The organism is Pseudomonas sp. RL_105y_Pfl2_101, assembly GCF_963970585.1.
Lineage (GTDB): Bacteria > Pseudomonadota > Gammaproteobacteria > Pseudomonadales > Pseudomonadaceae > Aquipseudomonas.
The window spans coordinates 99970-126852 of sequence record NZ_CAXAPG010000014.1; the positions used below are offsets into that span (position 1 = coordinate 99970).

The 26883-nt window shown below is 61.3% G+C and carries 20 protein-coding genes and 1 pseudogene; 13 read left to right on the forward strand and 8 right to left on the reverse strand.

Going from position 1 to position 26883, the window contains the following annotated elements:
• Positions 1-69 precede the first annotated feature (69 nt).
• Positions 70-1005 carry a glutathione S-transferase family protein gene (locus tag AACY31_RS16815; RefSeq protein ID WP_339478201.1) on the forward strand — a complete coding sequence of 312 codons (936 nt, stop codon included), beginning with the start codon at positions 70-72 and terminating at the stop codon, positions 1003-1005.
• Between the two features lie 156 nt (positions 1006-1161).
• Here the strand turns inward: AACY31_RS16815 and AACY31_RS16820 are convergent, their stop codons facing one another.
• Complete coding sequence (locus AACY31_RS16820; RefSeq protein ID WP_339504812.1) at positions 1162-1518, reverse strand: glutaredoxin family protein; 357 nt, start codon at positions 1516-1518, stop codon at positions 1162-1164.
• Positions 1518-2522 carry a nucleoid-associated protein YejK gene (yejK, locus tag AACY31_RS16825; protein ID WP_339504813.1) on the reverse strand — a complete coding sequence of 335 codons (1005 nt, stop codon included), beginning with the start codon at positions 2520-2522 and terminating at the stop codon, positions 1518-1520. The genes AACY31_RS16820 and yejK overlap by 1 nt, the downstream gene beginning before the upstream one ends.
• Before the next feature lie 396 nt (positions 2523-2918).
• On the opposite strand from yejK, the gene AACY31_RS16830 reads away from it, so the two are divergent.
• Positions 2919-3200 carry an HU family DNA-binding protein gene (locus AACY31_RS16830; protein ID WP_003205289.1) on the forward strand — a complete coding sequence of 94 codons (282 nt, stop codon included), beginning with the start codon at positions 2919-2921 and terminating at the stop codon, positions 3198-3200.
• A 190-nt stretch (positions 3201-3390) separates the two neighbouring features.
• Here the strand turns inward: AACY31_RS16830 and rlmF are convergent, their stop codons facing one another.
• The 5 genes from rlmF to AACY31_RS16855 form a co-directional block, all read right to left on the reverse strand.
• Positions 3391-4416 carry a 23S rRNA (adenine(1618)-N(6))-methyltransferase RlmF gene (gene rlmF, locus AACY31_RS16835; protein ID WP_339504815.1) on the reverse strand — a complete coding sequence of 342 codons (1026 nt, stop codon included), beginning with the start codon at positions 4414-4416 and terminating at the stop codon, positions 3391-3393.
• Between the two features lie 256 nt (positions 4417-4672).
• Positions 4673-7519: a valine--tRNA ligase gene (locus AACY31_RS16840; protein ID WP_339478208.1), complete on the reverse strand. Its 2847-nt coding sequence runs from the start codon at positions 7517-7519 to the stop codon at positions 4673-4675.
• 309 nt (positions 7520-7828) lie between these two features.
• A complete protein-coding gene (locus AACY31_RS16845) occupies positions 7829-8194 on the reverse strand; it encodes a DNA polymerase III subunit chi (protein ID WP_339478211.1) in 366 nt (121 codons plus the stop codon).
• A gap of 8 nt (positions 8195-8202) precedes the next feature.
• Positions 8203-8631: a DNA polymerase III subunit chi gene (locus AACY31_RS16850; RefSeq protein ID WP_339478214.1), complete on the reverse strand. Its 429-nt coding sequence runs from the start codon at positions 8629-8631 to the stop codon at positions 8203-8205.
• A 61-nt stretch (positions 8632-8692) separates the two neighbouring features.
• Entirely contained in the window at positions 8693-10183 is a 1491-nt protein-coding gene (locus AACY31_RS16855; protein WP_339493017.1) for a leucyl aminopeptidase, read from the reverse strand.
• A gap of 313 nt (positions 10184-10496) precedes the next feature.
• Between AACY31_RS16855 and lptF the strand changes: the two genes are divergently transcribed.
• The 8 genes from lptF to pdxJ all read left to right on the forward strand — a co-directional run bounded on the left by lptF (position 10497) and on the right by pdxJ (position 18874).
• Complete coding sequence (gene lptF, locus AACY31_RS16860) at positions 10497-11618, forward strand: LPS export ABC transporter permease LptF (RefSeq protein ID WP_339504817.1); 1122 nt, start codon at positions 10497-10499, stop codon at positions 11616-11618.
• A complete protein-coding gene (lptG, locus tag AACY31_RS16865) occupies positions 11611-12672 on the forward strand; it encodes an LPS export ABC transporter permease LptG (RefSeq protein ID WP_339478223.1) in 1062 nt (353 codons plus the stop codon). Before lptF ends, lptG begins: the two co-directional genes overlap by 8 nt.
• Positions 12673-12793: 121 nt before the next feature.
• Complete coding sequence (gene lepA, locus AACY31_RS16870; protein WP_339478225.1) at positions 12794-14593, forward strand: translation elongation factor 4; 1800 nt, start codon at positions 12794-12796, stop codon at positions 14591-14593.
• 5 nt (positions 14594-14598) lie between these two features.
• Positions 14599-15453 (forward strand): signal peptidase I, encoded by an 855-nt coding sequence (gene lepB, locus AACY31_RS16875; protein WP_339478228.1) that lies wholly within the window; start codon positions 14599-14601, stop codon positions 15451-15453.
• A 183-nt stretch (positions 15454-15636) separates the two neighbouring features.
• Positions 15637-16326 (forward strand): ribonuclease III, encoded by a 690-nt coding sequence (rnc, locus tag AACY31_RS16880; RefSeq protein ID WP_003205268.1) that lies wholly within the window; start codon positions 15637-15639, stop codon positions 16324-16326.
• Positions 16319-17221: a GTPase Era gene (gene era, locus AACY31_RS16885; RefSeq protein WP_003205264.1), complete on the forward strand. Its 903-nt coding sequence runs from the start codon at positions 16319-16321 to the stop codon at positions 17219-17221. The genes rnc and era overlap by 8 nt, the downstream gene beginning before the upstream one ends.
• 170 nt (positions 17222-17391) lie before the next feature.
• Positions 17392-18081, forward strand: a complete 690-nt coding sequence (gene recO, locus AACY31_RS16890; RefSeq protein ID WP_339504819.1) for a DNA repair protein RecO — start codon at positions 17392-17394, stop codon at positions 18079-18081.
• A gap of 49 nt (positions 18082-18130) precedes the next feature.
• Positions 18131-18874: a pyridoxine 5'-phosphate synthase gene (gene pdxJ, locus AACY31_RS16895; RefSeq protein WP_339478232.1), complete on the forward strand. Its 744-nt coding sequence runs from the start codon at positions 18131-18133 to the stop codon at positions 18872-18874.
• Between the two features lie 61 nt (positions 18875-18935).
• Here the strand turns inward: pdxJ and mltF are convergent, their stop codons facing one another.
• Complete coding sequence (gene mltF, locus AACY31_RS16900) at positions 18936-20396, reverse strand: membrane-bound lytic murein transglycosylase MltF (protein ID WP_339478234.1); 1461 nt, start codon at positions 20394-20396, stop codon at positions 18936-18938.
• Between the two features lie 288 nt (positions 20397-20684).
• Here mltF and purL point away from each other — a divergent pair, with 288 nt between their 5' ends.
• The 3 genes and pseudogenes from purL to AACY31_RS16915 all read left to right on the forward strand — a co-directional run bounded on the left by purL (position 20685) and on the right by AACY31_RS16915 (position 26718).
• Positions 20685-24581: a phosphoribosylformylglycinamidine synthase gene (gene purL / locus AACY31_RS16905; RefSeq protein WP_339478237.1), complete on the forward strand. Its 3897-nt coding sequence runs from the start codon at positions 20685-20687 to the stop codon at positions 24579-24581.
• 4 nt (positions 24582-24585) lie between these two features.
• On the forward strand, positions 24586-24897 hold the full coding sequence (locus AACY31_RS16910; protein WP_339478239.1) for a YqfO family protein: 312 nt from the start codon (positions 24586-24588) through the stop codon (positions 24895-24897).
• A 1483-nt stretch (positions 24898-26380) separates the two neighbouring features.
• Positions 26381-26718, forward strand: a pseudogene (locus AACY31_RS16915) (DUF6124 family protein).
• Positions 26719-26883 lie beyond the last annotated feature (165 nt).

A 26883-nucleotide genomic window follows, 5' to 3' on the forward strand; every position in this document is an offset into this window, starting at 1 on the left:
TCAGGCCGGTAGGCTGTCCCGGTCAGGCACGCTAAGCTGTAAGACTTCATTCCTGCAGTGGTTAATCTCATGTCAGAGCTGATCCTTCATCATTACCCAACGTCTCCTTTCGCGGAAAAAGCCCGGCTGCTGCTGGGTTTCAAAGGACTGTCCTGGCGTTCGGTGAGCATCCCGCCGATGATGCCCAAGCCTGACCTGACGGCGCTGACGGGTGGCTATCGCAAGACGCCGGTAATGCAGGTCGGCGCGGATATCTATTGCGATACCTCGCTGATGGCCCGCCGCCTGGAGCAGGAAAAAGCCTCGCCGGCGCTGTTCCCCGAAGGCCGGGAAATGCTTGCCGCGTCCTTTGCGGCGTGGGCCGATTCGGTGGTGTTCCAGCATGCGGTGAGTCTGGTGTTCCAGCCTGAATCGGTGGCGGTGCGGTTCGCCAAGCTATCGCCTGAGGCGATCAAGGCGTTCATCAGCGACCGCGCCGGCCTGTTCAGTGGCGGCACGGCCACGCGCCTGACCGCCGAGCAGGCCAAGCACCAATGGCCGACGATCATGGCGCGCCTTGAGCAGCAGTTGCAGCGCGAGGAGGGCGATTTCCTGTTGGGTGATCCGTCGATTGCCGACTTCGCCATGGCCCATCCACTGTGGTTTCTCAAGGGCACTCCGGTCACCTCGCCGCTGGTGGATGCGTATCCGGCTGTTTCGGCATGGCTGGCACGGGTGCTGGGTTTCGGCCATGGCGCGTCGAGCCAGATGAGTGCCGAAGAGGCCTTGGACGTTGCCCGCAACGCTACGCCGGCCGCGCTGCCGGATGAGACATTCGACGAGCCGAACGGGTTCACGGCAGGGCAACAGGTGAGTATCGCCGCGACGGACTATGGCGTTGATCCGGTGGCTGGGGAGTTGATGTTTGCCGGTAGCGAGGAATTGATTCTGCGTCGCGAAGATGCGCGTGGCGGGGTGGTGCACGTGCACTTTCCGCGGCTTGGCTTCCGGATCGAGGCGGTCTGACCTTCCCTAAGGAGGTGGCTGGTCCACCGCTATCGCGAGCAGGCTCGCTCCCACACTGGATCTGCGGTGATCATCGGATTTATGTCCGCCGCGAATCAATGTGGGAGCCTGCTCGCGATTAGGCCTTCAAATCCTGCACCATCCTTGCCGGACAACCTATATCGCGGACAATGCCCTGAGAATATTCTCCGGCTCATACCCACGAATCAACGTGCCGTTCACATCCAGGATCGGAATTCCCCGGCCACCCAGCGCCTCATAAGCCTTGCGCGCCTCGCTGTCCTTCTCGATATCGAACTCGTGAAATGGCACGCCTTTCTCATCCAGGAACCGCCGGGTGGCCTTGCAGTAGCCGCACCAGTCGGTGGCATACAGCACGACGCGGGCGTGGCTGAGAATCTGCTCGGGAACCCTCTGCGAGGGGTTGAACATCCGCTCGATCTTGCCCCAGTTCTGATAGGCCACCACCACCAGCAGAATCAGCAGGAATTTCTTCAGCACCCCACCCAACATCAATTACGACGCTTGAGCTGGTCGGTCAGCGACGTGGGCAGGCCCTTGATGATCAGCGTACCGGCTTCCTCGTCATACTCGATCTTGGAGCCCAGCAGGTGCGCTTCGAAGCTGATGGACAAGCCTTCGGCGCGGCCGGTGAAGCGGCGGAACTGGTTGAGCGTGCGTTTATCGGCGGGGATTTCTGGCGATAGGCCATAGTCCTTGTTGCGGATGTGATCGTAGAAGGCTTTCGGGCGTTCTTCATCGATCAGTTCGGAGAGTTCTTCCAGGCCCATCGGCTCGCCGAGCTTGGCCTGGCTGCTGGCGTAGTCGACCAGGGTCTTGGTTTTTTCCCGGGCATCGTCTTCAGGCAGGTCTTCGCTTTCGACGAAGTCACTGAAGGCCTTGAGCAGGGTGCGGGTCTCGCCGGGGCCGTCGACACCTTCCTGGCAGCCGATGAAGTCACGGAAGTATTCCGAGACCTTCTTGCCGTTCTTGCCCTTGATGAACGAGATGTACTGCTTGGATTGCTTGTTGTTCTGCCATTCCGACACGTTGACTCGCGCCGCCAGGTGCAATTGGCCCAGGTCCAGGTGGCGGGACGGGGTCACGTCCAGCTCATCGGTCACCGCCACGCCTTCACTGTGATGCAGCAGGGCGATGGCCAGGTAATCGGTCATGCCTTGCTGGTAATGGGCGAACAGTACGTGACCGCCCACCGACAGGTTGGACTCTTCCATCAGTTTTTGCAGGTGTTCCACCGCCACCCGACTGAACGCGGTGAAATCCTTGCCACCGTCCAAATACTCCTTCAGCCAGCCGCTGAACGGATGCGCCCCGGACTCGGCATGGAAAAAGCCCCAGGCCTTGCCTTGCTTGGCGTTATAGCTCTCGTTGAGGTCGGCGAGCATGTTCTCGATGGCCGCGGACTCTGCCAGTTCGGAGTCGCGGGCATGGAGCACAGCAGGGGTGCCGTCGGGTTTTTTGTCGATCAGGTGGACGATGCAATGACGGATCGGCATGGATTTCTCGGCTGATGAAAGAGAGGAGGACGCGCGCCCCGAAAAAGGGCCCAGTGTACCGCAATCACTGGTTTTGGAACCCGGCAAAGGCCCTTTCAGACCCGTCCGACAGCCTATATGCATTTTTTTAACGTTTTAGCGCAAGAAAGCTGACCAAATGGGTAGCTAGAAGCGGATATTTCAGAGGCGTTGTGCTAGTTTTGCCCGGTCTTACGCGATGTCACTGCGTTAAGCGTGCATTCAGCATCTGTCAGGTCGAACCAAACCCGGTTTTCGGCATCTATTACCCCGATCCGTCGCGGTGATTGCCGAGGGTGCCTGATCAACAGAGATCGGGCTCGATGGCTGACACTGCACTCTGCAATCCATATGAATTTGATAGGGAAGGAACACTACATGGCTCTTACTAAAGACCAACTGATCGCTGATTTGGCTGAATCTGTAGACGCACCAAAAGCTACCGTGCGTTCGCTGCTGGACCAACTGGGCCAAGTCGTTGCCGATCAGCTGGAAAATGGCGGCGAAATCACTCTGCCAGGTGTTGGCAAGCTGAAAGTCACCGAGCGTCCTGCCCGTACCGGCCGTAACCCTTCGACTGGCGCTGCCATCGAAATCGCTGCCAAGAAAGTGATCAAGCTGGTTGTGGCCAAAGGCCTGACCGACGCGGTCAACAAGTAAGACCGCAGTAAAAAAAACCGTGCCTCGGAGCGATCCGGGCACGGTTTTTTATTGCCTTGAAAATCACCGGTAGGCGCTGCCGAGCGAAGCGAGGCTACGATCTTTCCCCTGACCGTTGAATCTCAGGCGAAAGATCAAAAGATCGCAGCCTCGCTTCGCTCGGCAGCTCCTACAGTAGAGCCGTATCTTTCTAATCCTTGCGGACCCAGCGCGACTGGCGCCAAGCTTGTTGCTGCGCCTCAGTCTGGAAGGTCCAGGCCACGAAACGACTCTGCTTCTGGCCCTGGGACATCTCCACCACCTGGCTGTGCAGCGCGCCGGCCTTTTTCAGCGCGGTTTGAATCGCTGGCAGGTTCGACGCCTTTGATACCAGGGTGCTGAACCACAGCACCTGCCCGGCCACCTGCGCACTCTCGCCGATCAGTTGCGTCACGAACCGGGCTTCCCCGCCCTCGCACCACAACTCCGCAGCCTGACCGCCAAAATTCAGCACCGGCAGCTTGCGCTTCGGATCGGCCTTGCCCAGCGCCCGCCACTTGCGCTGGCTACCCTTGGTGGCTTCCTCCAGGGAGGCGTGGAACGGCGGGTTGCACATCGTCAGGTCGAACCGTTCGCCGTCTTCCAGCAGGCCCAGGAGGATCTGCTTGCGGTTGGCTTGCTGGCGCAACTGGATGGCCTTGTTCAAGCCATTGGACTGGACGATGGCCTTGGCTGAGGCGATGGCCGTCGGGTCGATCTCCGAGCCGAGGAAGTGCCAGCGGTAGTCGCTGTAACCGATCAGCGGATAGACACAGTTGGCGCCGGTGCCAATGTCCAACACCTTGACTGCCGCCCCGCGGGGGATTTCACCTACATTGTGGCTGGCGAGCAAATCGGCGAGGAAGTGCACATAGTCCGCCCGACCGGGCACCGGCGGGCACAGGTAGTCGGCCGGGATATCCCAGTGGGCGATGCCATAGAAAGCTTTGAGCAACGCCCGGTTGAACACCCGCACGGCGTCGGGGCTGGCAAAGTCGATGCTTTCCTTGCCATAGGGGTTGATGATCACGAACTTGGCCAATTCAGGCGTGGACTTGATCAACGCGGGGAAGTCGTAGCGGCCCTGGTGACGGTTACGCGGGTGCAGGCTGGCCTTCTCCCGCGGCGCCACGGGTTTGGCCTCGACGGCGGGCTTGGGCTTCTGGCGGGTAGGTTTTGGTGCGCGAGGGGCGGTCATGGGCGGGTCGATTCGGGGGTGGCTCAAAAAGTGGCGGGCATTGTCCCACATCCGGCCCGGTCTTGATGGTAGCGCGGATCAAATTGTGGGAGCGGGCTTGCTCGCGAAGGCGTCGGTACATTCAAAGCAGAGGTAAGCTGACCCACTGCTTTCGCGAGCAAGCCCGCTCCCACAAGGAATGTTCATTGTCTGCTAGAAAATGACGGGCATAAAAAAGGAGGTCCAACGGGACCTCCCTTTTCATTGCGAACCGCCGTTACAGGCTGGAGATCCGCCCATGCTGCTCGGCCAGCTTGCCCAAGGCCTGTTCCGCCTCGGCCAGTTTGGCCCGTTCCTTCTCGATGACTTCGGCTGGCGCCTTGTCAACGAAGCCGGCGTTGGACAGCTTGCCGCCGACCCGCTGTACTTCGCCTTTGAGGCGCAGGATTTCCTTGTCCAGGCGCGCCAGTTCCGCGGCCTTGTCGATCAGGCCCGCCATCGGCACCAGCACTTCCATCTCGCCGACCAGGGCGGTGGCCGACAGCGGCGCCTCTTCGCCGGTTGCCAGGACCGTCACCGACTCGAGCTTCGCCAGTTTCTTGAGCAGCGCCTCGTTTTCGTTGAGGCGGCGCAGGTCTTCGGCGCTGGCGTTCTTCAGGAACAGGGCCAGTGGCTTGCCCGGGCCGATGTTCATTTCGGCGCGGATGTTACGCAGGCCAAGCATGAAGGTCTTGAGCCACTCGATGTCGTCTTCGGCCGCCGAATCGATGCGGGTTTCGTTGGCCACCGGCCAAGGTTGCAGCATGATCGTCTTGCCTTGGGCGCCTGCCAGCGGTGCGATGCGCTGCCAGATTTCCTCGGTGATGAACGGCATGAACGGATGCGCCAGGCGCAGGGCCACTTCCAGCACGCGCACCAGGGTGCGACGGGTGCCGCGCTGGCGTTCGACCGGTGCGTTTTCGTCCCACAGCACAGGCTTGGACAGCTCCAGGTACCAGTCGCAATACTGGTTCCAGATGAACTCGTACAAGGCTTGCGCGGCCAGGTCGAAACGGAACTGATCGAGCTGGCGAGTTACCTCGGCCTCGGTGCGTTGCAACTGGGAAATGATCCAGCGATCGGCCAGGGTCAGCTCAAAGGTTTCGCCGTTCTGGCCGCAGTCTTCGCCTTTGTCCAGCACGTAGCGCGCGGCGTTCCAGATCTTGTTGCAGAAGTTGCGATAGCCTTCGACGCGACCCATGTCGAACTTGATGTCGCGACCGGTGGACGCCAGCGAGCAGAAGGTGAAGCGCAGGGCGTCGGTGCCGTAGCTGGCGATGCCCTCGGCGAATTCTTCGCGGGTGGCCTTCTCGATCTTCTTCGCCAGTTTCGGCTGCATCAGGCCGGAGGTGCGTTTCTGTACCAGGGTTTCCAGGTCGATGCCGTCGATGATGTCCAGCGGGTCGAGGACGTTGCCCTTGGACTTGGACATCTTCTGGCCCTGGCCGTCGCGCACCAGGCCGTGGACGTAGACGGTCTTGAACGGCACTTGCGGCGTGCCGTCTTCGTTCTTCATCAGGTGCATGGTCATCATGATCATCCGGGCGACCCAGAAGAAAATGATATCGAAGCCGGTGACCAGCACGTCAGTGGAGTGGAATTTCTTCAGGAACTCGGTCTGCTGCGGCCAGCCCAGTGTCGAGAAGGTCCACAGGCCCGAGCTGAACCAGGTGTCGAGAACGTCGTTGTCCTGCGCCAGGGCAACGTCCGGGCCGAGGTTGTGCTTGGCGCGGACTTCGGCTTCATCACGGCCGACATAGACCTTGCCCGACTCGTCGTACCAGGCCGGGATGCGATGGCCCCACCACAGTTGACGGCTGATGCACCAATCCTGGATGTCGCGCATCCACGAGAAGTACATGTTTTCGTATTGCTTGGGCACGAACTGGATGCGGCCGTCTTCCACGGCGGCAATCGCGGGCTCGGCCAGCGGCTTGGTGGACACGTACCACTGGTCGGTCAACCACGGTTCGATGATGGTGCCGGAGCGGTCGCCTTTCGGGACTTTCAGGGCGTGATCGTCGACGCTGACCAGCAGGCCGGCGGCTTCGAACGCCGCGACGATCTGCTTGCGTGCTTCGAAGCGGTCCAGGCCGGCGTATTCGGCCGGGAGCTGACCATCGATGCTTTCGTTCAGGGTGCCGTCGAGGTTGAACACCTGGGCCGCCGGCAACACGTTGGCGTGCTTGTCGAAGATGTTCAGCAGCGGCAGGTTGTGGCGCTTGCCGACTTCGTAGTCGTTGAAATCGTGGGCCGGGGTGATTTTCACGCAGCCGGTGCCGAATTCAGGGTCGCAGTAATCATCGCCGATGATCGGGATGCGACGACCAACCAGCGGCAACTCGACGAACTTGCCGATCAGCGCCTGGTAGCGTTCATCGTTCGGGTTCACCGCCACGGCGGAGTCGCCCAGCATGGTTTCCGGACGCGTAGTGGCAACGATCAGGTAATCCTTGCCTTCGGCGGTCTTGGCGCCGTCGGCCAGGGGGTATTTCAGGTTCCACAGGAAACCTTTCTCGTCGTGGTTCTCCACTTCGAGGTCGGAAATGGCCGTGTGCAACTTGGTGTCCCAGTTGACCAGGCGCTTGCCGCGGTAGATCAGTCCGTCTTCATGCAGGCGCACGAAGGCTTCCTTCACCGCCTCCGAAAGACCGTCGTCCATGGTGAAGCGCTCGCGGCTCCAGTCCACGGACGAGCCGAGGCGACGGATCTGGCGGCTGATGTTGCCACCGGACTCGTCTTTCCACTCCCACACTTTCTCGAGGAATTTCTCGCGACCCAGGTCATGGCGACTCTGGCCCTGGGCTTCGAGGCGACGTTCCACCAGCATCTGCGTGGCAATACCGGCGTGGTCGGTGCCCGGTTGCCACAAGGTGTTGCGACCTTGCATGCGCCGGAAACGGATCAGCGCGTCCATGATCGCGTTGTTGAAACCGTGGCCCATGTGCAGGCTGCCGGTGACGTTCGGCGGCGGGATCATGATGGTGTAGGAATCGCCCGCGCCTTGCGGAGCGAAATAATTCTCGGACTCCCAGGTGTTGTACCAGGAAGTTTCAATGGCGTGCGGCTGGTAGGTCTTATCCATGCGCGGCGGGACCCTATTGGCATTTATTCAGGAAAAGCCGGGAAGTATAACGGGGCGTGGGGCGCAGGGCGAGTCAGTACGCAGTGAGTGCGTATTAACATGCGTAACAAATCCCTGTGGCGAGGGCGCTTGCTCGCGCTGGGCTCTGTAGGCGCTGGCGGAGCCTGCGATCTTTTGATCGTGATCTTTTCGGTTTTCGCTTAGGACTCAATTGTCCGGGACAAGATCGCAGCCTCGTTGCACTCGACAGCTCCTACAGCGCGCCCGGCGCGAGCAAGCGCCCTCGCCACTAAACATATATAAACCGGGTTATTCGTACTGACTGAGCAGCCGTTCCATCCGCGCATCCAGCCGACGCTTGATCTCGGTCTCGATGTGCGGGGCGAAGTCGTCGATGACGTCTTGCATGATCAACTGCGCCGCAGCGCGCAGTTCGCGGTCCAGGTGCAGCAGGGCATCGGGGCCCTTGGCTTCGGTCTTGGCCGCCGGCTTGGGTTCGGGCTGGCCGTTGATCGGTTCGAACAGCAGGGGGATCTGTTCGTCATGCGCCGGCTCGTGCGCGACCGTGTCGGTCAGCAGTGGCGGTTGCAGGTTGTCGTCGCCGAGCAGTTGGCGGATCGACTCGAGGTCGTCCAGCAGGTGCGCGGGCTTTTGTGGCGGTTTTGGAGTGTCCATCGTAGGGCTCAGAGTCGCTGTAAACGGTGGTCTTGCAGAGGATAGCCCTGTTCGCGGTAGAAGCGGAAACTCTCCCGCGCGGCTTGCCGGATGGCCGGGTCTTCGACCACCACTTCCGCCACACGGGCGAAGCGCTGGGCAAAGGTCGGTACTTTCAGGTCGAGGTTGACCAGCAGGTCCTGGTGCTGGCCGCAGTCATCCCCCAGCCCCAGTACGATCAACCCTTCGGGTTCGCTCTCGGCTGGGCCGTGGGGCACGAAGCTCTCGCCCTTGAAAGCCCACAGGCGTGTGTCCAGGTCCTCGCGCTGGGCGGCATCGCTGCAATGCAGGTAGATGCGGTGCCCCATGCGCCAGGCCTTTTCAACGAGCTTGCAGGCGAAATCCAGCCGCGCCGATGGATCGGCGCTGGGCAGGATATAGAAATCGACTTTGGTCATTGCGGTTCCTGAGCCGCCGATGACGTCACCCCGGGGGCGACGCCAGCGACGGTCATTGGTGTCAGGCCTTGGCGCGGTCCAGCAGGTACTGGGTCAGCAGGGGCACCGGACGACCGGTGGCGCCCTTGTCCTTGCCGCCGCTGGTCCACGCTGTGCCGGCGATGTCCAGGTGCGCCCAGTTCAGGTTCTTGGTAAAGCGCGACAGGAAGCAGGCTGCGGTGATGGTCCCGGCTTTCGGGCCACCGATGTTGGCGATGTCGGCGAACGGGCTGTCCAGTTGTTCCTGGTACTCGTCGAACAGTGGCAACTGCCAGGCGCGGTCGTCGGCCTGTTGGCCGGCGCTGAGCAGTTGGCCGATCAGCTCGTCGTTGTTGCCCAGCAGGCCCGAGGTGTGGGAGCCGAGGGCGACGATGCAGGCGCCGGTCAGGGTTGCGATGTCGATCACCGCCTGCGGCTTGAAGCGCTCGGAATAGGTGAGGGCGTCACACAGCACCAGGCGGCCTTCGGCGTCGGTGTTGAGGATTTCCACGGTCTGACCGCTCATGGTGGTGACGATGTCACCCGGACGCGAGGCCATGCCGCTGGGCATGTTCTCGGCGCAGGCCAGGATGCACACCAGGTTGATCGGCAGTTGCAGTTCGAGCACGGCGCGCAGGGTGCCGAACACGCTCGCGGCGCCGCCCATGTCGTACTTCATCTCATCCATGCCAGCCCCCGGCTTGAGGCTGATGCCGCCGGTGTCGAAGGTGATGCCCTTGCCGACCAGTGCGTACGGCTTCTCGGATTTCTTGCCGCCGTTGTATTGCATCACGATCAGGCGTGGCGGCTGGGCGCTGCCCTGGCCGACGGAATAGAACGAACCCATGCCCAGGTCCTTGATCTTCTTCTCGTCGAAGACTTCGACCTTCAGGCCCTTGAACTCCTTGCCCAGTGCCTTGGCTTGCTCGCCGAGGAACGTCGGGTGGCAGATGTTCGGCGGCAGGTTGCCCAGGTCGCGGGTGAACGCCATGCCGTTGGCAATCGCGGTGGCGTGGGTCACGGCACGCTGGACTTCAGCCTGGGCCGCCTTGATGGTCAGCAGGGTGATTTTTTTCAGGGCGCGGGGTTCGGCTTTCTGGCTCTTGAACTGGTCGAACTGGTATTCGCCGTCTACCAGGGTTTCGGCCAACAAGCGGTTCTTGCCGTAGCTGTCGCGGCCCTTGATCACCAACTCGTCCAACGCCAGGGCGGCCTCCGCGCCGCCAAGGCCCTTGAGGGTGCTCAGCACGCCGGCAATGATTTTACGCAATGGACGATCGCCCAGTTCAGCGTCCTTGCCCACGCCCACCAGCAGTACGCGTTCGGCCTTGAGGTTGGGCAGGTTGTGCAGCAACAGGCTCTGGCCGACCTTGCCGGCCAGGTCGCCGCGCTTGAGCACGGCGCTGATGGCCCCGCCGCTCAGGGTGTCGAGCTGGGTGGCGACCACGCCGAGCTTGCGGTTTTCACCGACGGCGACTACCAGTGTGGCGGTTTTCAACGTTTCTGGGCTGACGCTTTTTACAACCAGTTCCATGTCCGGATCCCTGAGTCAATGGTCAAGAGGCCAGGCGCCGAGACAGTGGCGCGCTGAGCAGCTGTCTTCTATATAAGAGAAACGCCGGTAGGTGCCGGCGACAAAGGCCGCAGTTTGAACCCCGGCGGCCGAGCCTGACAACCCTGGTAGCGGTTAACTTTTTGACTGTGAAGCGTCTGCTTAAAGCGTGCGCAGTGACAGGCGCCTCCAATCACAGGATAATGCGGCTCTTTTTTGCGCGGCTCGCTGCATGAGCTGGCTCGATACGTTTCTTGTTTGGCCGCCTTAGCCTGACAATCCTGGAGTGTCTGGTTTGATCGTCTTCCGTTATTTATCCCGTGAAGTCCTGCTGACCCTGAGCGCCGTCAGCGCCGTGCTGCTGGTCATCATCATGAGCGGGCGCTTCATCAAATACCTCGCCCAGGCGGCCTCCGGCGCCCTGGACCCGGGCTCGCTGTTCCTGATCATGGGGTTCCGTCTGCCGGGCTTCTTGCAGTTGATCCTGCCGCTGGGGTTGTTCCTCGGCATCCTGCTGGCGTACGGGCGCTTGTACCTGGACAGCGAAATGACCGTGCTGTCGGCCACCGGCATGAGCCAGCAGCGCCTGTTTCGCATGACGCTGTTCCCGGCCACGTTAGTGGCTCTGGTGGTGGCCTGGCTGAGCCTGAGCCTGGCCCCCCTGGGCGCCAATCAGTTCCAACTGCTGATCAACCAGCAGGACGCCATGACCGAGTTCGACACGCTGGTGCCAGGGCGTTTCCAGGCCCTGCGCGACGGTACGCGCGTGACCTACACCGAACAGCTCTCGGAGGACCGGATCGACTTGGGCGGCGTCTTCATTACACAAAAGAACCTGTCTGCGGATACCAAGAAGGACCGTGGCATTTCCGTGCTGGTGGCCGAGAAGGGCCGGCAGGAAATCAACCCCGACGGCAACCGCTACCTGATCCTGGAAAACGGCTATCGCTATGATGGCAAGCCGGGGCAGGCCGATTACCGGGCCATCAAGTACGACACCTATGGCGTGCTGTTGCCCAAACCCGAGGTCAGCGATGAAGTCACTGACCGCGACGCGATGCCCACCGCCAGCCTGCTGGGCAACAACGACATTCGTGCCCGTACCGAGCTGCAATGGCGCCTGTCCTTGCCGTTGCTGGTGTTCATCGTGACCCTCATGGCGGTCCCACTGTCGCGGGTCAACCCGCGCCAGGGGCGTTTCCTCAAGCTGCTGCCGGCGATTCTTCTATATATGGCTTACCTGACCATCCTGATTTCCGCCCGCAGTGCATTGGAGAAAGGCAAGATCCCGCCAGCCCTGGGGCTGTGGTGGGTGCACTCGATTTTCCTGGCTATCGGCCTGGGGTTGCTCTATTGGGAGCCGCTACGCCTGAAGCTGGCCAGTCGTCGCAGCGCGCTGGAGGTGGCCCGTGGTTAAACTCGATCGCTACATCGGCAGCAGTGTGTTCATGGCGATCCTTGCGGTGCTGGGGATCATCCTAGGCCTGGCGACCTTGTTTGCCTTCATCGATGAAATGGGCGACGTCAGCGACACCTACACGCTGATGGACGTGGCGAGCTACGTGCTGCTGACGGCGCCACGGCGCTTGTACGACATGCTGCCGATGGCCGCGCTGATCGGTTGCCTGATCGGCCTGGGCAGCCTGGCCAGCAACAGCGAGCTGACCATCATGCGCGCCGCCGGCGTGTCCATTGGTCGGATCGTCTGGGCGGTGATGAAGCCCATGCTGGTGTTGATGCTGGTAGGTGTGTTGATCGGCGAATACATCGCGCCAGCCACCGAAAATACCGCCCAGGCCAACCGTTCCCTGGCCCAGGGTGGTGGCGACGCGCAAAGCGCCAAGCATGGCCTGTGGCACCGTCAGGGCGACGAGTTCATTCACATCAACTCGGTCCAACCCAACGGCATTCTGTACGGCGTGACCCGTTATCGCTTCGACGACCAGCGGCACATGCTGTCGTCGAGCTTCGCCAAGCGCGCCAAATTTGCCGAGGATCACTGGCAACTGAATGATGTCACCACCACCGTGTTCCATGACAACCGCACCGAGGTGGTCGCCGCCCCGCAGGAGCGCTGGGACGTGTCGATCAGCCCGCAGTTGCTCAGCACCGTGGTGATGGCACCTGAATCCCTGTCGATTACCGGTTTGTGGGGGTATATCCACTACCTGGCGGACCAGGGCTTGAATAACGGCCGCTACTGGCTGGCTTTTTGGGTCAAGGTGTTGCAACCCTTGGTCACCGCCGCCCTGGTGTTGATGGCGATTTCCTTCATTTTCGGTCCGCTGCGTTCGGTGACCCTGGGTCAGCGGGTGTTTACCGGCGTGCTGGTGGGCTTCACTTTCCGCATTGTCCAGGACTTGCTGGGGCCGTCGAGCCTGGTGTTCGGCTTCTCGCCGCTGTTTGCGGTGCTGGTGCCGGCCGGTGTCTGCGCGTTGTCCGGGCTTTGGCTGATGCGTCGGGCCGGTTGATTTCAGAAATCGAGGGGGCTGTTTCGCGAGCAAGCTTTGCTCCCACTTGCGCGGTGTATCAGGTACAATTCCCGGCTATTTTTCGGCGGGCTATGCCTGCAGCCTTTTTGAGTGTTGATCCGTGAGTGATTTGAGTCATATCCGCAATTTCTCCATCATCGCCCACATTGACCATGGCAAGTCGACGCTGGCCGATCGCTTCATCCAGATGTGCGGCGGTCTGGCCGAGCGTGAAATGGAAGCCCAGGTCCTGGATTCCATGGATCTCGAGCGTGAGCGCGGGATCACCATCAAGGCCCACAGCGTTACCCTTTACTACAAGGCCGGTGACGGCATCACCTATCAGCTGAACTTCATCGACACCCCAGGCCACGTCGACTTCACCTATGAAGTCAGCCGGTCGCTGGCGGCCTGCGAGGGTGCGCTGCTGGTGGTCGATGCTGGCCAGGGCGTCGAAGCCCAGTCGGTTGCCAACTGCTACACGGCCATCGAGCAGGGCCTGGAAGTCATGCCGGTGCTGAACAAGATCGACCTGCCCCAGGCCGATCCGGACCGCGTGAAGGAAGAAATCGAGAAAATCATCGGCATTGACGCCACCGACGCGGTTACTTGCAGTGCCAAGACCGGCCTGGGCGTGGCCGAAGTGCTCGAGCGCCTGGTGCGCACCATTCCCGCGCCGACCGGCAACATCGAAGATCCGCTGCAAGCGTTGATCATCGACTCCTGGTTCGACAACTACCTGGGCGTGGTTTCCCTGGTTCGCGTGCGCCATGGCCGCGTGAAGAAGGGCGACAAGATCCTGGTCAAGTCCACCGGCAAGATCCACCTGGTGGACAGCGTCGGTGTATTCAACCCGAAACACACCGCCACCGTAGACCTGAAAGCCGGTGAAGTGGGCTTCATCATCGCCGGCATCAAGGACATCCACGGGGCGCCGGTTGGCGACACCCTGACCTTGAGTTCCACCCCCGACGTCGATGTACTGCCAGGTTTCAAACGCATCCAGCCGCAGGTCTATGCCGGCCTGTTCCCGGTCAGCTCCGACGATTTCGAGGATTTTCGCGAAGCCCTGCAAAAGCTGACCCTGAACGACTCGTCCCTGCAATACACCCCGGAAAGCTCCGATGCCCTGGGCTTCGGCTTCCGCTGCGGGTTCCTGGGCATGTTGCACATGGAAATCATCCAGGAGCGCCTGGAGCGCGAGTACGACCTGGACCTGATCACCACGGCACCGACGGTTATCTTCGAACTGTTGCTCAAAAATGGCGAAACCCTCTACGTCGACAACCCGTCCAAGTTGCCGGACCTGTCGGCCATCGAGGACATGCGCGAGCCGATCGTGCGGGCCAACATCCTTGTGCCTCAGGAACACCTGGGTAACGTCATTACCCTGTGCATCGAGAAGCGCGGTGTGCAGCACGACATGCTGTTCCTCGGCACGCAGGTCCAGGTGACCTACGACCTGCCGATGAACGAAGTGGTGCTGGACTTCTTCGACCGGCTTAAATCCACCAGTCGCGGCTATGCTTCGCTGGACTATCATTTCGATCGTTACCAATCGGCTAATCTGGTGAAGCTGGATGTGCTGATCAACGGTGAGAAAGTCGATGCCCTGGCCTTGATCGTGCACCGTGACAACGCGCACTACAAAGGTCGTGCATTGACCGAGAAGATGAAGGAACTGATTCCGCGGCAGATGTTCGATGTGGCAATCCAGGCCGCCATTGGCGGGCAGATTGTGGCGCGTACAACCGTCAAGGCGCTCAGAAAGAACGTATTGGCCAAATGCTACGGTGGCGACGTCAGCCGTAAGCGCAAGCTGTTGGAAAAGCAGAAGGCCGGTAAAAAACGCATGAAGCAGGTCGGTAACGTGGAAATTCCACAGGAAGCCTTCCTTGCGGTGCTCAGGTTGGATAGTTAGGTCCTATGTCGCTAAATTTCCCGCTGTTGCTGGTTATCGCCGTGTTTGTCTGCGGCCTGTTGGCGTTGCTTGATCTGTTGTTCCTGGCGCCTCGGCGCCGGGCGGCCATCGCCTCTTATCAGGGCAGCGTCAGCCAGCCTGATGGTATGGTGGTCGAAAAACTCAACAAGGAACCGCTGCTGGTCGAATACGGCAAGTCGTTCTTTCCGGTGCTGTTCATCGTGCTGGTGCTGCGTTCGTTCCTGGTGGAACCGTTCCAGATCCCGTCTGGCTCGATGAAGCCGACCCTGGACGTGGGCGACTTCATCCTGGTGAACAAGTTCTCCTACGGGATCCGCCTGCCGGTGATCGACAAGAAGGTCATCGAGGTGGGTGACCCGCAACGCGGCGATGTTATGGTGTTCCGCTTCCCGAGCGACCCGAGCGTCAACTACATCAAGCGTGTCGTCGGCTTGCCGGGCGACACGGTCCGCTACACCGCCGACAAGCGCCTGTTCGTCAATGGCGAATCGGTGGCTGAACAGCTGATCGGCTCCGAGCCGGGCACATTGGGCAGTGCCGAGTTCTACCAGGAAAAACTCGGCGAGGCCGAGCACCTGATCCGCAAGGAAATGAGCCGCTACCGCGCTGCACCGGACCATTCGTGGACCGTGCCGGCGGGGCACTACTTCATGATGGGCGACAACCGCGACAACTCCAACGACAGCCGGTACTGGGATGATCCGAACATTCCCAAGGACCTGCTGGGCATGGTCCCGGACCGGAACATCGTCGGCAAGGCCTTTGCGGTCTGGATGAGCTGGCCGGAACCCAAACTCAGTCACCTGCCGAATTTCTCGCGGGTTGGCCTGATCAAGTAATCACACACGGCGCTGTTGAACACAGCGCCGAATGCTTTTCTGGAGCCTGCACAAGGTTGCCCGAAGGCATGAAGCCAACGATAGTCAGGACGTATTTTTGAACACAGCGTTAATTGTCCCAAGCCAACGGCGCCTTGCTGCCGCGGCGGTGGAATCCAGCCACGAACTCAGCGTGGGTAAACCGTGAGCGTTTCTCTAAGCCGTCTCGAGCGTCAGCTCGGTTACACCTTCAAGGACCAGGACCTGATGCTCCTGGCCCTCACTCACCGCAGTTTTGCCGGGCGCAACAACGAGCGCCTCGAATTCCTCGGTGATGCCATCCTCAATTTTGTGGCCGGTGAGGCGCTGTTCGAGCGTTTTCCGCTGGCCCGCGAAGGCCAGTTGTCGCGTTTACGCGCGCGCCTGGTAAAAGGTGAGACCCTGGCGGTACTGGCCCGTGGTTTCGACCTGGGCGACTACCTGCGCCTGGGCTCCGGTGAGCTGAAAAGCGGCGGTTTCCGTCGCGAGTCGATTCTGGCCGATGCCCTGGAGGCGTTGATTGGCGCGATCTACCTGGATGCGGGTATGGAAATGGCGCGCGAACGCGTGCTGGCCTGGCTGACCTCCGAGATCGACAGCCTCACGTTGGTGGACACCAACAAGGACCCCAAGACCCGTTTGCAGGAATTCCTGCAATCACGCAGTTGCGAGTTGCCGCGCTACGAAGTCGTGGATATCCAGGGTGAGCCGCATTGCCGTACCTTCTTCGTGGAATGCGAAGTTGTCCTATTGAACGAAAAAAGCCGGGGTCAGGGTGTGAGTCGTCGTATTGCCGAACAGGTAGCGGCCGCCGCAGCACTGATTGCCCTGGGTGTGGAGAATGGCAATGACTGATACAACCGTCACCCGCTGCGGCTATGTCGCCATTGTCGGTCGGCCGAACGTGGGCAAGTCCACGCTGCTGAACCACATCCTGGGCCAGAAGCTGGCGATCACCTCGCGCAAACCCCAGACCACCCGCCACAACATGCTGGGCATCAAGACCGAAGGCGCCGTGCAGGCGATCTACGTCGACACCCCGGGTATGCACAAGGGCGGCGAAAAGGCCCTGAACCGCTATATGAACAAGACTGCCTCGGCGGCGTTGAAAGACGTCGACGTGGTGATCTTCGTGGTCGACCGCACCAAGTGGACCGAAGAAGACCAGATGGTCCTCGAACGCGTTCAGTACGTGACAGGTCCCTTGATCGTGGCGCTGAACAAGACCGATCGCATCGAAGACAAGGCTGAACTGATGCCGCACCTGACCTGGTTGCAGGAACAGTTGCCGAACGCCCAGATCATCCCGATCTCTGCCCAACACGGCCATAACCTCGACGCGCTGGAGCGGGTGATTGCCGAACACCTGCCAGAAAACGATCATTTCTTCCCCGAAGACCAGATCACCGACCGCAGCAGCCGTTTCCTCGCCGCCGAACTGGTGCGCGAGAAAATCATGCGCCAGATGGGGGCCGAGCTGCCGTACCAGATCACGGTCGAGATCGAAGAGTTCAAGCAACAGGGCAAGACCCTGCACATCCATGCGTTGATTCTCGTTGAACGTGACGGCCAGAAGAAAATCATCATTGGCGACAAGGGCGAGCGCATCAAGCGCATCGGCACCGAGGCGCGCAAGGACATGGAGCTGCTGTTCGACTCCAAGATCATGCTCAACCTGTGGGTCAAAGTGAAGGGCGGCTGGTCCGACGACGAGCGGGCGTTGCGTTCGTTGGGTTACGGCGACCTGTAATCGTTTACTTGAGTGCATGAATTCCACTGTGGGAGCGAGCCTGCTCGCGATAGCGGTCTGTCAGTCAACATCCCTGTTGAATATCAGTCCCTCATCGCGAGCAGGCTCGCTCCCACAGTGGTTTGTGGTTGTCAGTAAAATTGCATTACTCATTGAGAACTCTGATTCCCATGCCCCCAACCCAACCCACCGGCCAATCTGCCTACGTCCTCCACAGCCGCGCCTACCGCGAGAGCAGCGCCCTGGTGGACTTCCTCACGCCGCAAGGGCGGCTGCGGGCGGTGTTGCGTGGGGCGCGGGGCAAGGCCGGGACGTTGGCGCGGCCGTTCGTGCCGCTGGAAGTCGAGTTCCGTGGCCGGGGCGAGTTGAAAAATGTCGGACGCATGGAAAGCAATGGCGTCGCCGCCTGGCTCAATGGCGAGGCATTGTTCAGCGGCTTGTACCTCAATGAACTGCTGATCCGCCTGCTGCCCGCCGAAGATCCCCACCCGACCGTCTTCGACCACTATGCCGCCACGCTGCTGGCCCTGGCCGAAGGCCGTCCGCTTGAACCGCTACTGCGCTCCTTCGAGTGGCGGCTGCTGGATGACCTGGGCTATGGCTTCGCCCTGAACACCGACCTGCATGGCGAACCTATTGCGGCGGACGGTCTTTACCGCCTACAGGTGGATGCTGGCCTGGAGCAGGTCTACCTGTTGCAACCGGGGCTGTTCAACGGCGCCGAGCTGCTGGCGATGGCCGAGGCCGACTGGAGTGCACCAGGCGCCTTGTCGGCAGCCAAGCGGCTGATGCGTCAGGCCCTGGCCGTGCATCTGGGCGGGCGGCCACTGGTCAGTCGTGAGTTGTTTCGCAAGCCCTGATCAACCCGTATGCTGTGGGCCGACTATTCGTCCATTCAGGAGCCTTTTCGTGAGCACCAGCAATCGCATTCTTCTCGGCGTGAACATCGACCACGTCGCCACCCTGCGCCAGGCCCGCGGTACGCGTTACCCGGATCCGGTCAAGGCCGCACTGGACGCGGAAGAGGCGGGCGCCGACGGCATCACCGTACACCTGCGTGAAGACCGTCGTCACATCCAGGAGCGTGACGTGCTGTTGCTCAAGGACGTGCTGCAAACCCGCATGAACTTCGAAATGGGCGTGACCGAAGAAATGATGGCGTTCGCCGAGCTCATCCGCCCGGCGCACATCTGCCTGGTGCCGGAGACTCGCCAGGAGCTGACCACCGAGGGCGGCCTCGACGTGGCGGGGCAGGAGGCGCGGATCAGCATGGCGGTGGAGCGCCTGTCGAAGATCGGCGCCGAGGTATCGCTGTTCATTGATGCCGACGAACGGCAAATCGAGGCTTCCAAGCGTGTTGGCGCGCCGGCCATCGAACTACACACGGGCCGTTACGCCGATGCCGAGACCCCCACGGATGTGGCCGATGAGCTGCAGCGAGTGGCTGACGGCGTCGCCTTCGGCCTGGCCAAGGGCCTGATCGTCAACGCCGGCCATGGCCTGCACTACCACAACGTCGAAGCCGTCGCGGCCATCAAGGGCATCAACGAACTGAACATCGGTCACGCGCTGGTGGCCCATGCGTTGTTCGTCGGGTTCAAGTCGGCGGTGGCGCAAATGAAAGCGCTGATCCTGGCTGCCGCTAAATCCTGATCCCGCCACCATCCCCTGTGGGAGCAAAGCTTGCTCCCACATTAAGGGGGGTGTCTGGCTGTCAGAGCTGCGGGGATTCCTGGCTCGGCTTGCTCTTGTCGACACCCGGCACGTGCAGGTTGCCCTCGGCCACCTGGTTGCCTTCGAGCTGTGGCTGCGTCACCCAGGTCAGGATGTCGTAGTAGCGACGGATGTTCGCCACGAAATGCACCGGCTCGCCGCCCCGGGCGTAGCCATAGCGGGTCTTGCGGTACCACTGTTTCTGGGACAGGCGCGGCAGGATCTTCTTCACATCCAGCCACTTGTTCGGGTTCAGCCCTTCCTTGGCCGCCAGTTTGCGGGCGTCGTCCAGGTGACCGCCGCCCACGTTATAGGCGGCGAGGGCGAACCAGGTGCGGTCGGGCTCTTCGATGCTTTCGTCCAACTGCTCCTTCGTGTAGGCCAGGTACTTGGCACCGCCCATGATGCTTTGCTTCGGATCCAGGCGGTTGGACACGCCCATGGCCTGGGCGGTGTTCTGGGTCAGCATCATCAGGCCGCGCACGCCGGTCTTGGACGTGACCGTCGGTTGCCACAGCGATTCCTGATAGCCGATCGCGGCCAGTAGGCGCCAGTCGACTTTCTCTTTCTTGGCGTAGGCCTTGAAATGTTGTTCGTATTTGGGCAGTCGTTGCTGCAAGTGTTGGGCGAACGTGGTGGCGCCCACGTAGCCAAGGACGTCAACGTGCCCGTAATAACGGTCTTTGAGGCGCTGCAGGGTGCCGTTCTTCTGCACCTTGTCCAGGTAGCTGTTGATCTCGTTGAGCAGGCTGTTGTCCTCGCCGAGGGCAAGCGCCCAGCTCTGGCTGCGGGCATCGCCCAGGTCGAACGCCACGCGCACGTTGGGGAAGTACACCTGGTTCATCGCCACTTCGTTGGAGTCCACCAGCGTCAGGTCGATCTGGCCCTCATCCACCATGCGCAGCAGGTCGACAACTTCGACGGCGTCGGACTCTTCGTATTCGATGCCCGGATACTGCTGTTTAAGCTGCGCCAGTTGTTCCGCGTGAGTGCTGCCCTTGAGCACGATGATCTTCTTGCCCGCCAGGGCCGCCGCATCGGTGGGGCGTGATTGGCCGTTGCGGTAGATGATTTGCGGGGTGACTTCCAGGTAGGAGCGGGAGAACCGCACCTGCTTCTTGCGCTGTTCGCTGCTGACCAGGCCCGCCGCCGCCAGTACCGGGCCGTTGGGCTTGCCGATCTGGTTGAACAGATCGTTGAGGTTGTCGGCGGTCTCGATCTTCAGTTCCACGCCCAAATCGTCGGCGAAGCGCTTCACCAGCTCGTATTCGAAGCCGGTTTCACCATTGCGATCCTGGAAGTAGGTGGCGGGGCTGTTTCGGGTAACCACCCGCAGCACGCCATCCTCCTTTACGCGCTCCAGTGTGTTGGGTTTCTCAACACAGCCACTGAGCACCAGGAAGAGTCCGGTTGCGATCAGCCATTTGGCATATCGCGGACGCAAAGCCGTTGGGGAAAACATCTGCGCAGTATACGCAAACGACCCCTACCGCCATATCTCGACAGCAAAAGGCCAGTCTGCTAGCCATTGCAAAACATGTCCGCGACACAGGCCGGCCGGGGCGCGCAGGGCTTTGCGTCGCTGAAAAATATCTCTTCGGGAGCGTTGGCATGGGGGGCCAATACCGCCGTGCGGGCAAAGACCGACATTCGGCCAGCACCGCACGTGCCGTTTCGGGTGCCGTTGCCGGCGGTTTAGGCTAGAATGCACGGCCTCAAAGCACACCCCCTTCCCGAGGCTGTCCCGAAGATGTTGATCCTGCGCGGCGCTCCTGCCCTTTCTGCCTTTCGCCACAGCAAACTCCTTGAGCAACTGAGCCAGAAGGTACCGGCTGTCAGTGGCTTGTATGCTGAATTCGCTCACTTCGCCGAAGTCACCGGCGGTTTGACCGGCGACGAACAGCAGGTGCTTGCGCGCCTTCTGAAGTACGGTCCCAGTGTTCCTGTCCAGGAGCCGGCCGGTCGCCTGTTCCTGGTACTGCCGCGTTTCGGCACCATTTCGCCGTGGTCGAGCAAGGCCAGCGACATCGCCCGCAACTGCGGCCTGGCGAAAATCCAGCGCCTGGAGCGCGGTATTGCCTTTTATGTCGCCGGTGAGTTCAGCGAGGCCCAGGCCCAACTGATCGCCGACGGCCTGCATGACCGCATGACCCAGGTCGTCCTGGGCAACCTGGAGCAGGCCGCTGGCCTCTTCAGCCACGCCGAACCCAAGCCACTGACCGCCATCGATGTACTGGGCGGCGGCCGTGCCGCGCTGGAAAAAGCCAACGTCGAGCTGGGCCTGGCCCTGGCCGAAGACGAGATCGATTACCTGGTCAGCGCCTTCCAGGGCTTGAAGCGTAACCCCCACGACATCGAACTGATGATGTTCGCCCAGGCCAACTCCGAGCACTGCCGCCACAAGATCTTCAACGCCAGTTGGGACCTTGACGGCCAGAACCAGGAAAAAAGCCTGTTCGGCATGATCAAGAACACCTACCAGATGCACAACGAAGGTGTGCTGTCGGCCTACAAGGACAACGCGGCGGTGATCGTCGGCAACGTTGCCGGTCGTTTCTACCCGAACCCTGAGACCCGCCAGTACGGTGCGGTCCAGGAGCCGGTGCACATCCTCATGAAGGTCGAGACCCACAACCACCCCACCGCGATTGCCCCGTTCCCGGGTGCATCCACCGGTTCCGGTGGCGAGATCCGCGACGAAGGCGCCACCGGGCGCGGTGCCAAGCCCAAGGCCGGCCTGACCGGCTTCACCGTGTCGAACCTGCAGATCCCTGGCTTCGAACAGCCGTGGGAAAAGCCGTACGGCAAGCCTGAGCGCATCGTCAACGCCCTCGACATCATGATCGAAGGTCCTCTTGGGGGCGCGGCGTTCAACAACGAATTCGGCCGTCCGGCTTTGACCGGCTACTTCCGTACCTTCGAACAATCCATCACCACCCCGCGTGGCGAGGAAGTCCGTGGCTACCACAAGCCGATCATGTTGGCTGGCGGCATGGGCAACATCCGCGCCGAACACGTGCAGAAAGGCGAGATCCTGGTCGGCTCCAAGCTGATCGTCCTCGGTGGCCCGGCCATGCTGATCGGCCTGGGTGGCGGTGCCGCTTCCTCCATGGCCACCGGCACCAGCTCGGCCGACCTGGACTTCGCTTCGGTCCAGCGGGAAAACCCGGAAATGGAACGCCGTTGCCAGGAAGTCATCGACCGGTGCTGGCAGTTGGGTGAACACAACCCCATCAGCTTCATCCACGACGTCGGCGCGGGCGGCCTGTCCAACGCCTTCCCGGAACTGGTCAACGACGGTGGCCGCGGTGGCCGCTTCGAACTGCGCAACATTCCAAATGACGAGCCGGGCATGGCCCCGCACGAAATCTGGAGCAACGAATCCCAGGAGCGTTACGTCCTGGCGGTCGGTCCGGCCGACTTCGAACGTTTCCAGGCCATTTGCGAGCGCGAGCGCTGCCCGTTCGCCGTGGTGGGTGAAGCCACCGCCGAGCCGCAACTGACCGTCACCGACAGCCATTTCGGCAACAGCCCGGTGGACATGCCGCTGGAAGTGCTGCTGGGCAAGGCCCCGCGCATGCACCGTTCGGCCGTTCGCGAAGCGGAGCTGGGCGACGATTTCGATCCGTCGACCCTCGACCTCGCCGAGTCCATCGAGCGCGTGTTGCATCACCCGGCCGTGGCGAGCAAGAGCTTCTTGATCACCATCGGCGACCGCACCATCACCGGCCTTGTGGCCCGTGACCAGATGGTCGGCCCGTGGCAAGTGCCGGTGGCTGACGTTGCCGTGACCGCCACCAGCTTCGACGTCTACACCGGCGAAGCCATGGCCATGGGCGAGCGCACGCCGCTGGCGCTGCTGGACGCCCCGGCGTCGGGCCGCATGGCGATCGGCGAGACCCTGACCAACATCTCGGCTTCGCGCATCGGCAAGATTTCCGACATCAAGTTGTCGGCCAACTGGATGTCCGCCGCCGGTCACCCGGGTGAAGACGCCCGCCTGTACGACACCGTCAAGGCTGTCGGCATGGAGCTGTGCCCTGAGCTGGGCATCACCATTCCGGTGGGCAAGGACTCCATGTCCATGGCCACTCGCTGGAACGACGAAGGCGTGGACAAGAGCGTGACCTCGCCGCTGTCGCTGATCGTGACTGGCTTCGCCCCGGTCACCGACATCCGCCAGACCCTGACCCCGCAACTGCGCATGGACAAGGGCACCACCGACCTGATCCTGATCGACCTGGGCCGTGGCCAGAACCGCATGGGCGCCTCGATCCTGGCCCAGGTGCATGGCAAGCTCGGCTCGCAAGCGCCGGACGTCGACGATGCCGAAGACCTGAAGGCATTCTTTGCCGTCATCCAGGGCCTCAACGCCGATGGTCACCTGCTGGCTTACCACGACCGTTCCGACGGCGGTTTGCTGACCACCGTGGTGGAAATGGCCTTTGCCGGTCACTGCGGCCTGAGCCTGACCCTCGACAGCGTTGCCGAGTCCAAAGCCGAAATTCCGGCCATCCTGTTCAACGAAGAGTTGGGCGCGGTGATCCAGGTTCGCCAGGACGCCACCCCGGACATCCTCGCCCAGTTCAGCGCAGCCGGCCTGGCCGACTGCGTCTCGGTGATCGGCCAGCCGATCAACAACGCCCACATCAACATCACCTTCAACGGCGACACCGTCTTCGAAGGCCAGCGCAGCCTGTTGCAGCGCCAGTGGGCGCAAACCAGCTACCAGATCCAGCGCCTGCGCGACAACGCCGACTGCGCCGAGCAGGAATTCGACGCGCTGCTGGAAGAAGACAACCCGGGCTTGAGCGCCAAACTCAGCTACGACGTCAACCATGACGTGGCCGCGCCCTACATCAAAAAGGGTGTTCGCCCACAAGTGGCGGTCCTGCGCGAGCAGGGCGTCAACGGTCAAGTGGAGATGGCGGCAGCGTTCGACCGCGCCGGTTTCAACGCGATCGACGTGCACATGAGCGACATCCTCGCCGGTCGTGTCGACCTGAACGACTTCAAGGGCATGGTCGCTTGCGGCGGTTTCTCCTACGGTGACGTACTTGGGGCCGGTGAAGGCTGGGCCAAGTCGGCGCTGTTCAACAGCCGCGCCCGCGATGCGTTCCAGGGCTTCTTCGAACGGGCCGACAGCTTCACCCTCGGCGTGTGCAACGGTTGCCAGATGATGTCCAACCTGCACGAGCTGATCCCGGGCAGCGAGTTCTGGCCGCACTTCGTGCGTAACCGTTCCGAGCAGTTCGAAGCGCGCGTGGCAATGGTCCAGGTCCAGGAGTCGAACTCGATCTTCCTGCAGGGCATGGCCGGTTCGCGCATGCCGATCGCCATCGCCCACGGCGAAGGCCACGCGGAATTCGAAAGCGAAGAAGCACTGCTCGAAGCCGACCTGTCCGGTTGCGTGTCGCTGCGTTTTGTCGACAACCACGGCAAGGTCACCGAAACCTACCCGGCCAACCCGAACGGCTCGCCGCGCGGGATCACCGGCCTGACCAGCCGCGACGGTCGCGTCACGATCATGATGCCGCACCCGGAGCGTGTGTTCCGCGCGGTGCAGAACTCGTGGCGTTCGGACGACTGGAACGAAGACGCGCCATGGATGCGCATGTTCCGCAACGCGCGCGTCTGGGTGAACTGAGGCGGTGTACAAGCTCTGCTTCTTCGTCCCGGCCAGCCATCTGGACGTGGTCAAAAGCGCCGTATTCGCTGCCGGTGGCGGGCGAATCGGCGACTATGACCACTGCGCCTGGCAAGTGTTGGGCCTGGGCCAGTTTCGCCCGTTGGACGGCAGCCAGCCGTTCATTGGTGAGGCGGGGCAGGTTGAGCAGGTCGAGGAATGGAAGGTGGAGCTTGTCGTTGCTGATGAGTTGATTCGTGCGGTGGTGGAGGTTTTGAAGCTCAGCCATCCCTATGAGACGCCGGCGTATGAGGTGTGGCGGTTGGAGGGTTTTTGATCTTCCTGCGCTTGAATCGCTTAAATCGCTAAATGAAAAACCCGCTGAGTGGATCAGCGGGTTTTTTATTGGGTGTGGGTTTTGTGTGTATATCCGTTGCTGGGTCACGGCTGCTTAGGGTTCCGCCCTGACGGCGGGTCACTTTTGAAAAGCCCGGAAGCCGGCCCAGTCAAAAGTAACCAAAACGCTCCTGCCCCACCACTCGGCACCTCGCTTAGGCTCGGTGTGCCCTCACTCCGGCATTGCTCCGTGGGCCCGCCGCGAAGGGCCATCCATGGCCCAGCGCGGCTAACCCGGCATCCATGCCGGGTTGCCCACTGCGCAATGCCTGCGTTCGGCCATCGTGGTTAACGGGGCGCCCGAGATCAACGTCCACCGCGAGGCGGCCTAACAGCCGACCTGGTTCTCTCGGTCGTACACCTGTCAGATCTGTGGGAGCAAAGCTTGCTCGCGAAGACGGCGGTACATCCAATACTGATGCAAGCTGACCCACCGCCATCGCGAGCAAGCCCGCTCCCACAGTGGTTCTGTGTTGGGCATAAATTTTGTGTTCACTGGAGATTAAATGTGGGAGCGAGCCTGCTCGCGATGGCGGTGGTTCAGTCACATGGATGTTGGACTGCTGGCCTCATCGCGAGCAAGCTCGCTCCCACAAAGGAGCTCCGGGTGCACACGAATATCGTGTCTGCTGAAGATCTAATGTGGGAGCGAGCCTGCTCGCGATGGCGGTGGTTCAGTCACATGGATGTTGGGCTGCTGGCCTCATCGCGAGCAAGCTCGCTCCCACAAAGGAGCTCCGGGTACACACGAATATCGTGTCTTCTGAAGATCTAATGTGGGAGCGAGCCTGCTCGCGATGGCGGTGGTTCAGTCACATGGATGTTGGGCAGCAGGCCTCATCGCGAGCAGGCTCGCTCCCACAAAGGAGCTCCGGGTGCACACGAATATGGTGTCTGCTGAAGATCCAATGTGGGAGCGAGCCTGCTCGCGATGGCGGTGGTTCAGTCACATGGATGTTGGTCTGCAGGCCTCATCGCGAGCAGGCTCGCTCCCACAGGAGAAACGCGGGCCCACGGAACAATGCCGGAGTGAGGGCATGCCGAGCCTAGGCGAGGCACCGAGTGGTGGGGCAGAGCGTTTTTGGTTACTTTTGGCGCTCTTTCCAAAAGTGACCCGCCGTCAGGGCGGAACTCTAAGTGGCCGTTACCGCAGCAACGGATATGTACCCAATTCAATCCAAAAAAAGCCTATCTGAATTTGTGCGAAACATCTCTGATCAGATGGCTGGTCTGTCAGACGCACCGAAGTTTCCGACATGTTTTTAAGGTTGTCCCTAGGAAGCGAGGACTCTAGCCTTTGGGTGTCACTGCCAATTCAGCGACCGGGTTTGACCGTCCGAAAAAAATCAAGGGGCAACAGGCCCGGACGTTTTGTCCTGGGCTCCATTAATTTAAAGGAGCTTCAATTGAAAAATAATTCTGACATGCCAAAACCCGCCTCCACCTTCCCTACGGCGACTACGCCCCCGAAAAGCTGAAAGAAGCCGCCGACCGCGCGATGGATCATTACCTCAAGCCTGACGACAGCGAACCAGAACCCCAACCCTCGGTGCAGTTGTTCAGCGTATCGGACAACGTTGACACCGAAACCTTGCTAGCCAACCTCAGCGAAACCCTGGCCTCGGCCAATACGGTGCTTAGCGACCTCCTGTTTGACTTGGACGGTTCGCGGCGGCATGTGGCGTTGGGCGTGGCGCAGATGATCGAGCTGGGAACGTTGTTGGCGAACAAAGCCTTGGACCGGGTAGAGCTTCGGACTTGATGCCATAAGTGCCGGCCCCATCGTCGGATCGCCGCCCGGAGCAAGCTCGCTTGTATGGTAGGACTTGAAGGGAGGAGGAGGGACAAAGCTCGATTCTGACTGTTAGCCGCAGTACAGACCGTGGGAGATTTCACCCCTCCTCCTTTCACCCAAGCGCCGATAAAG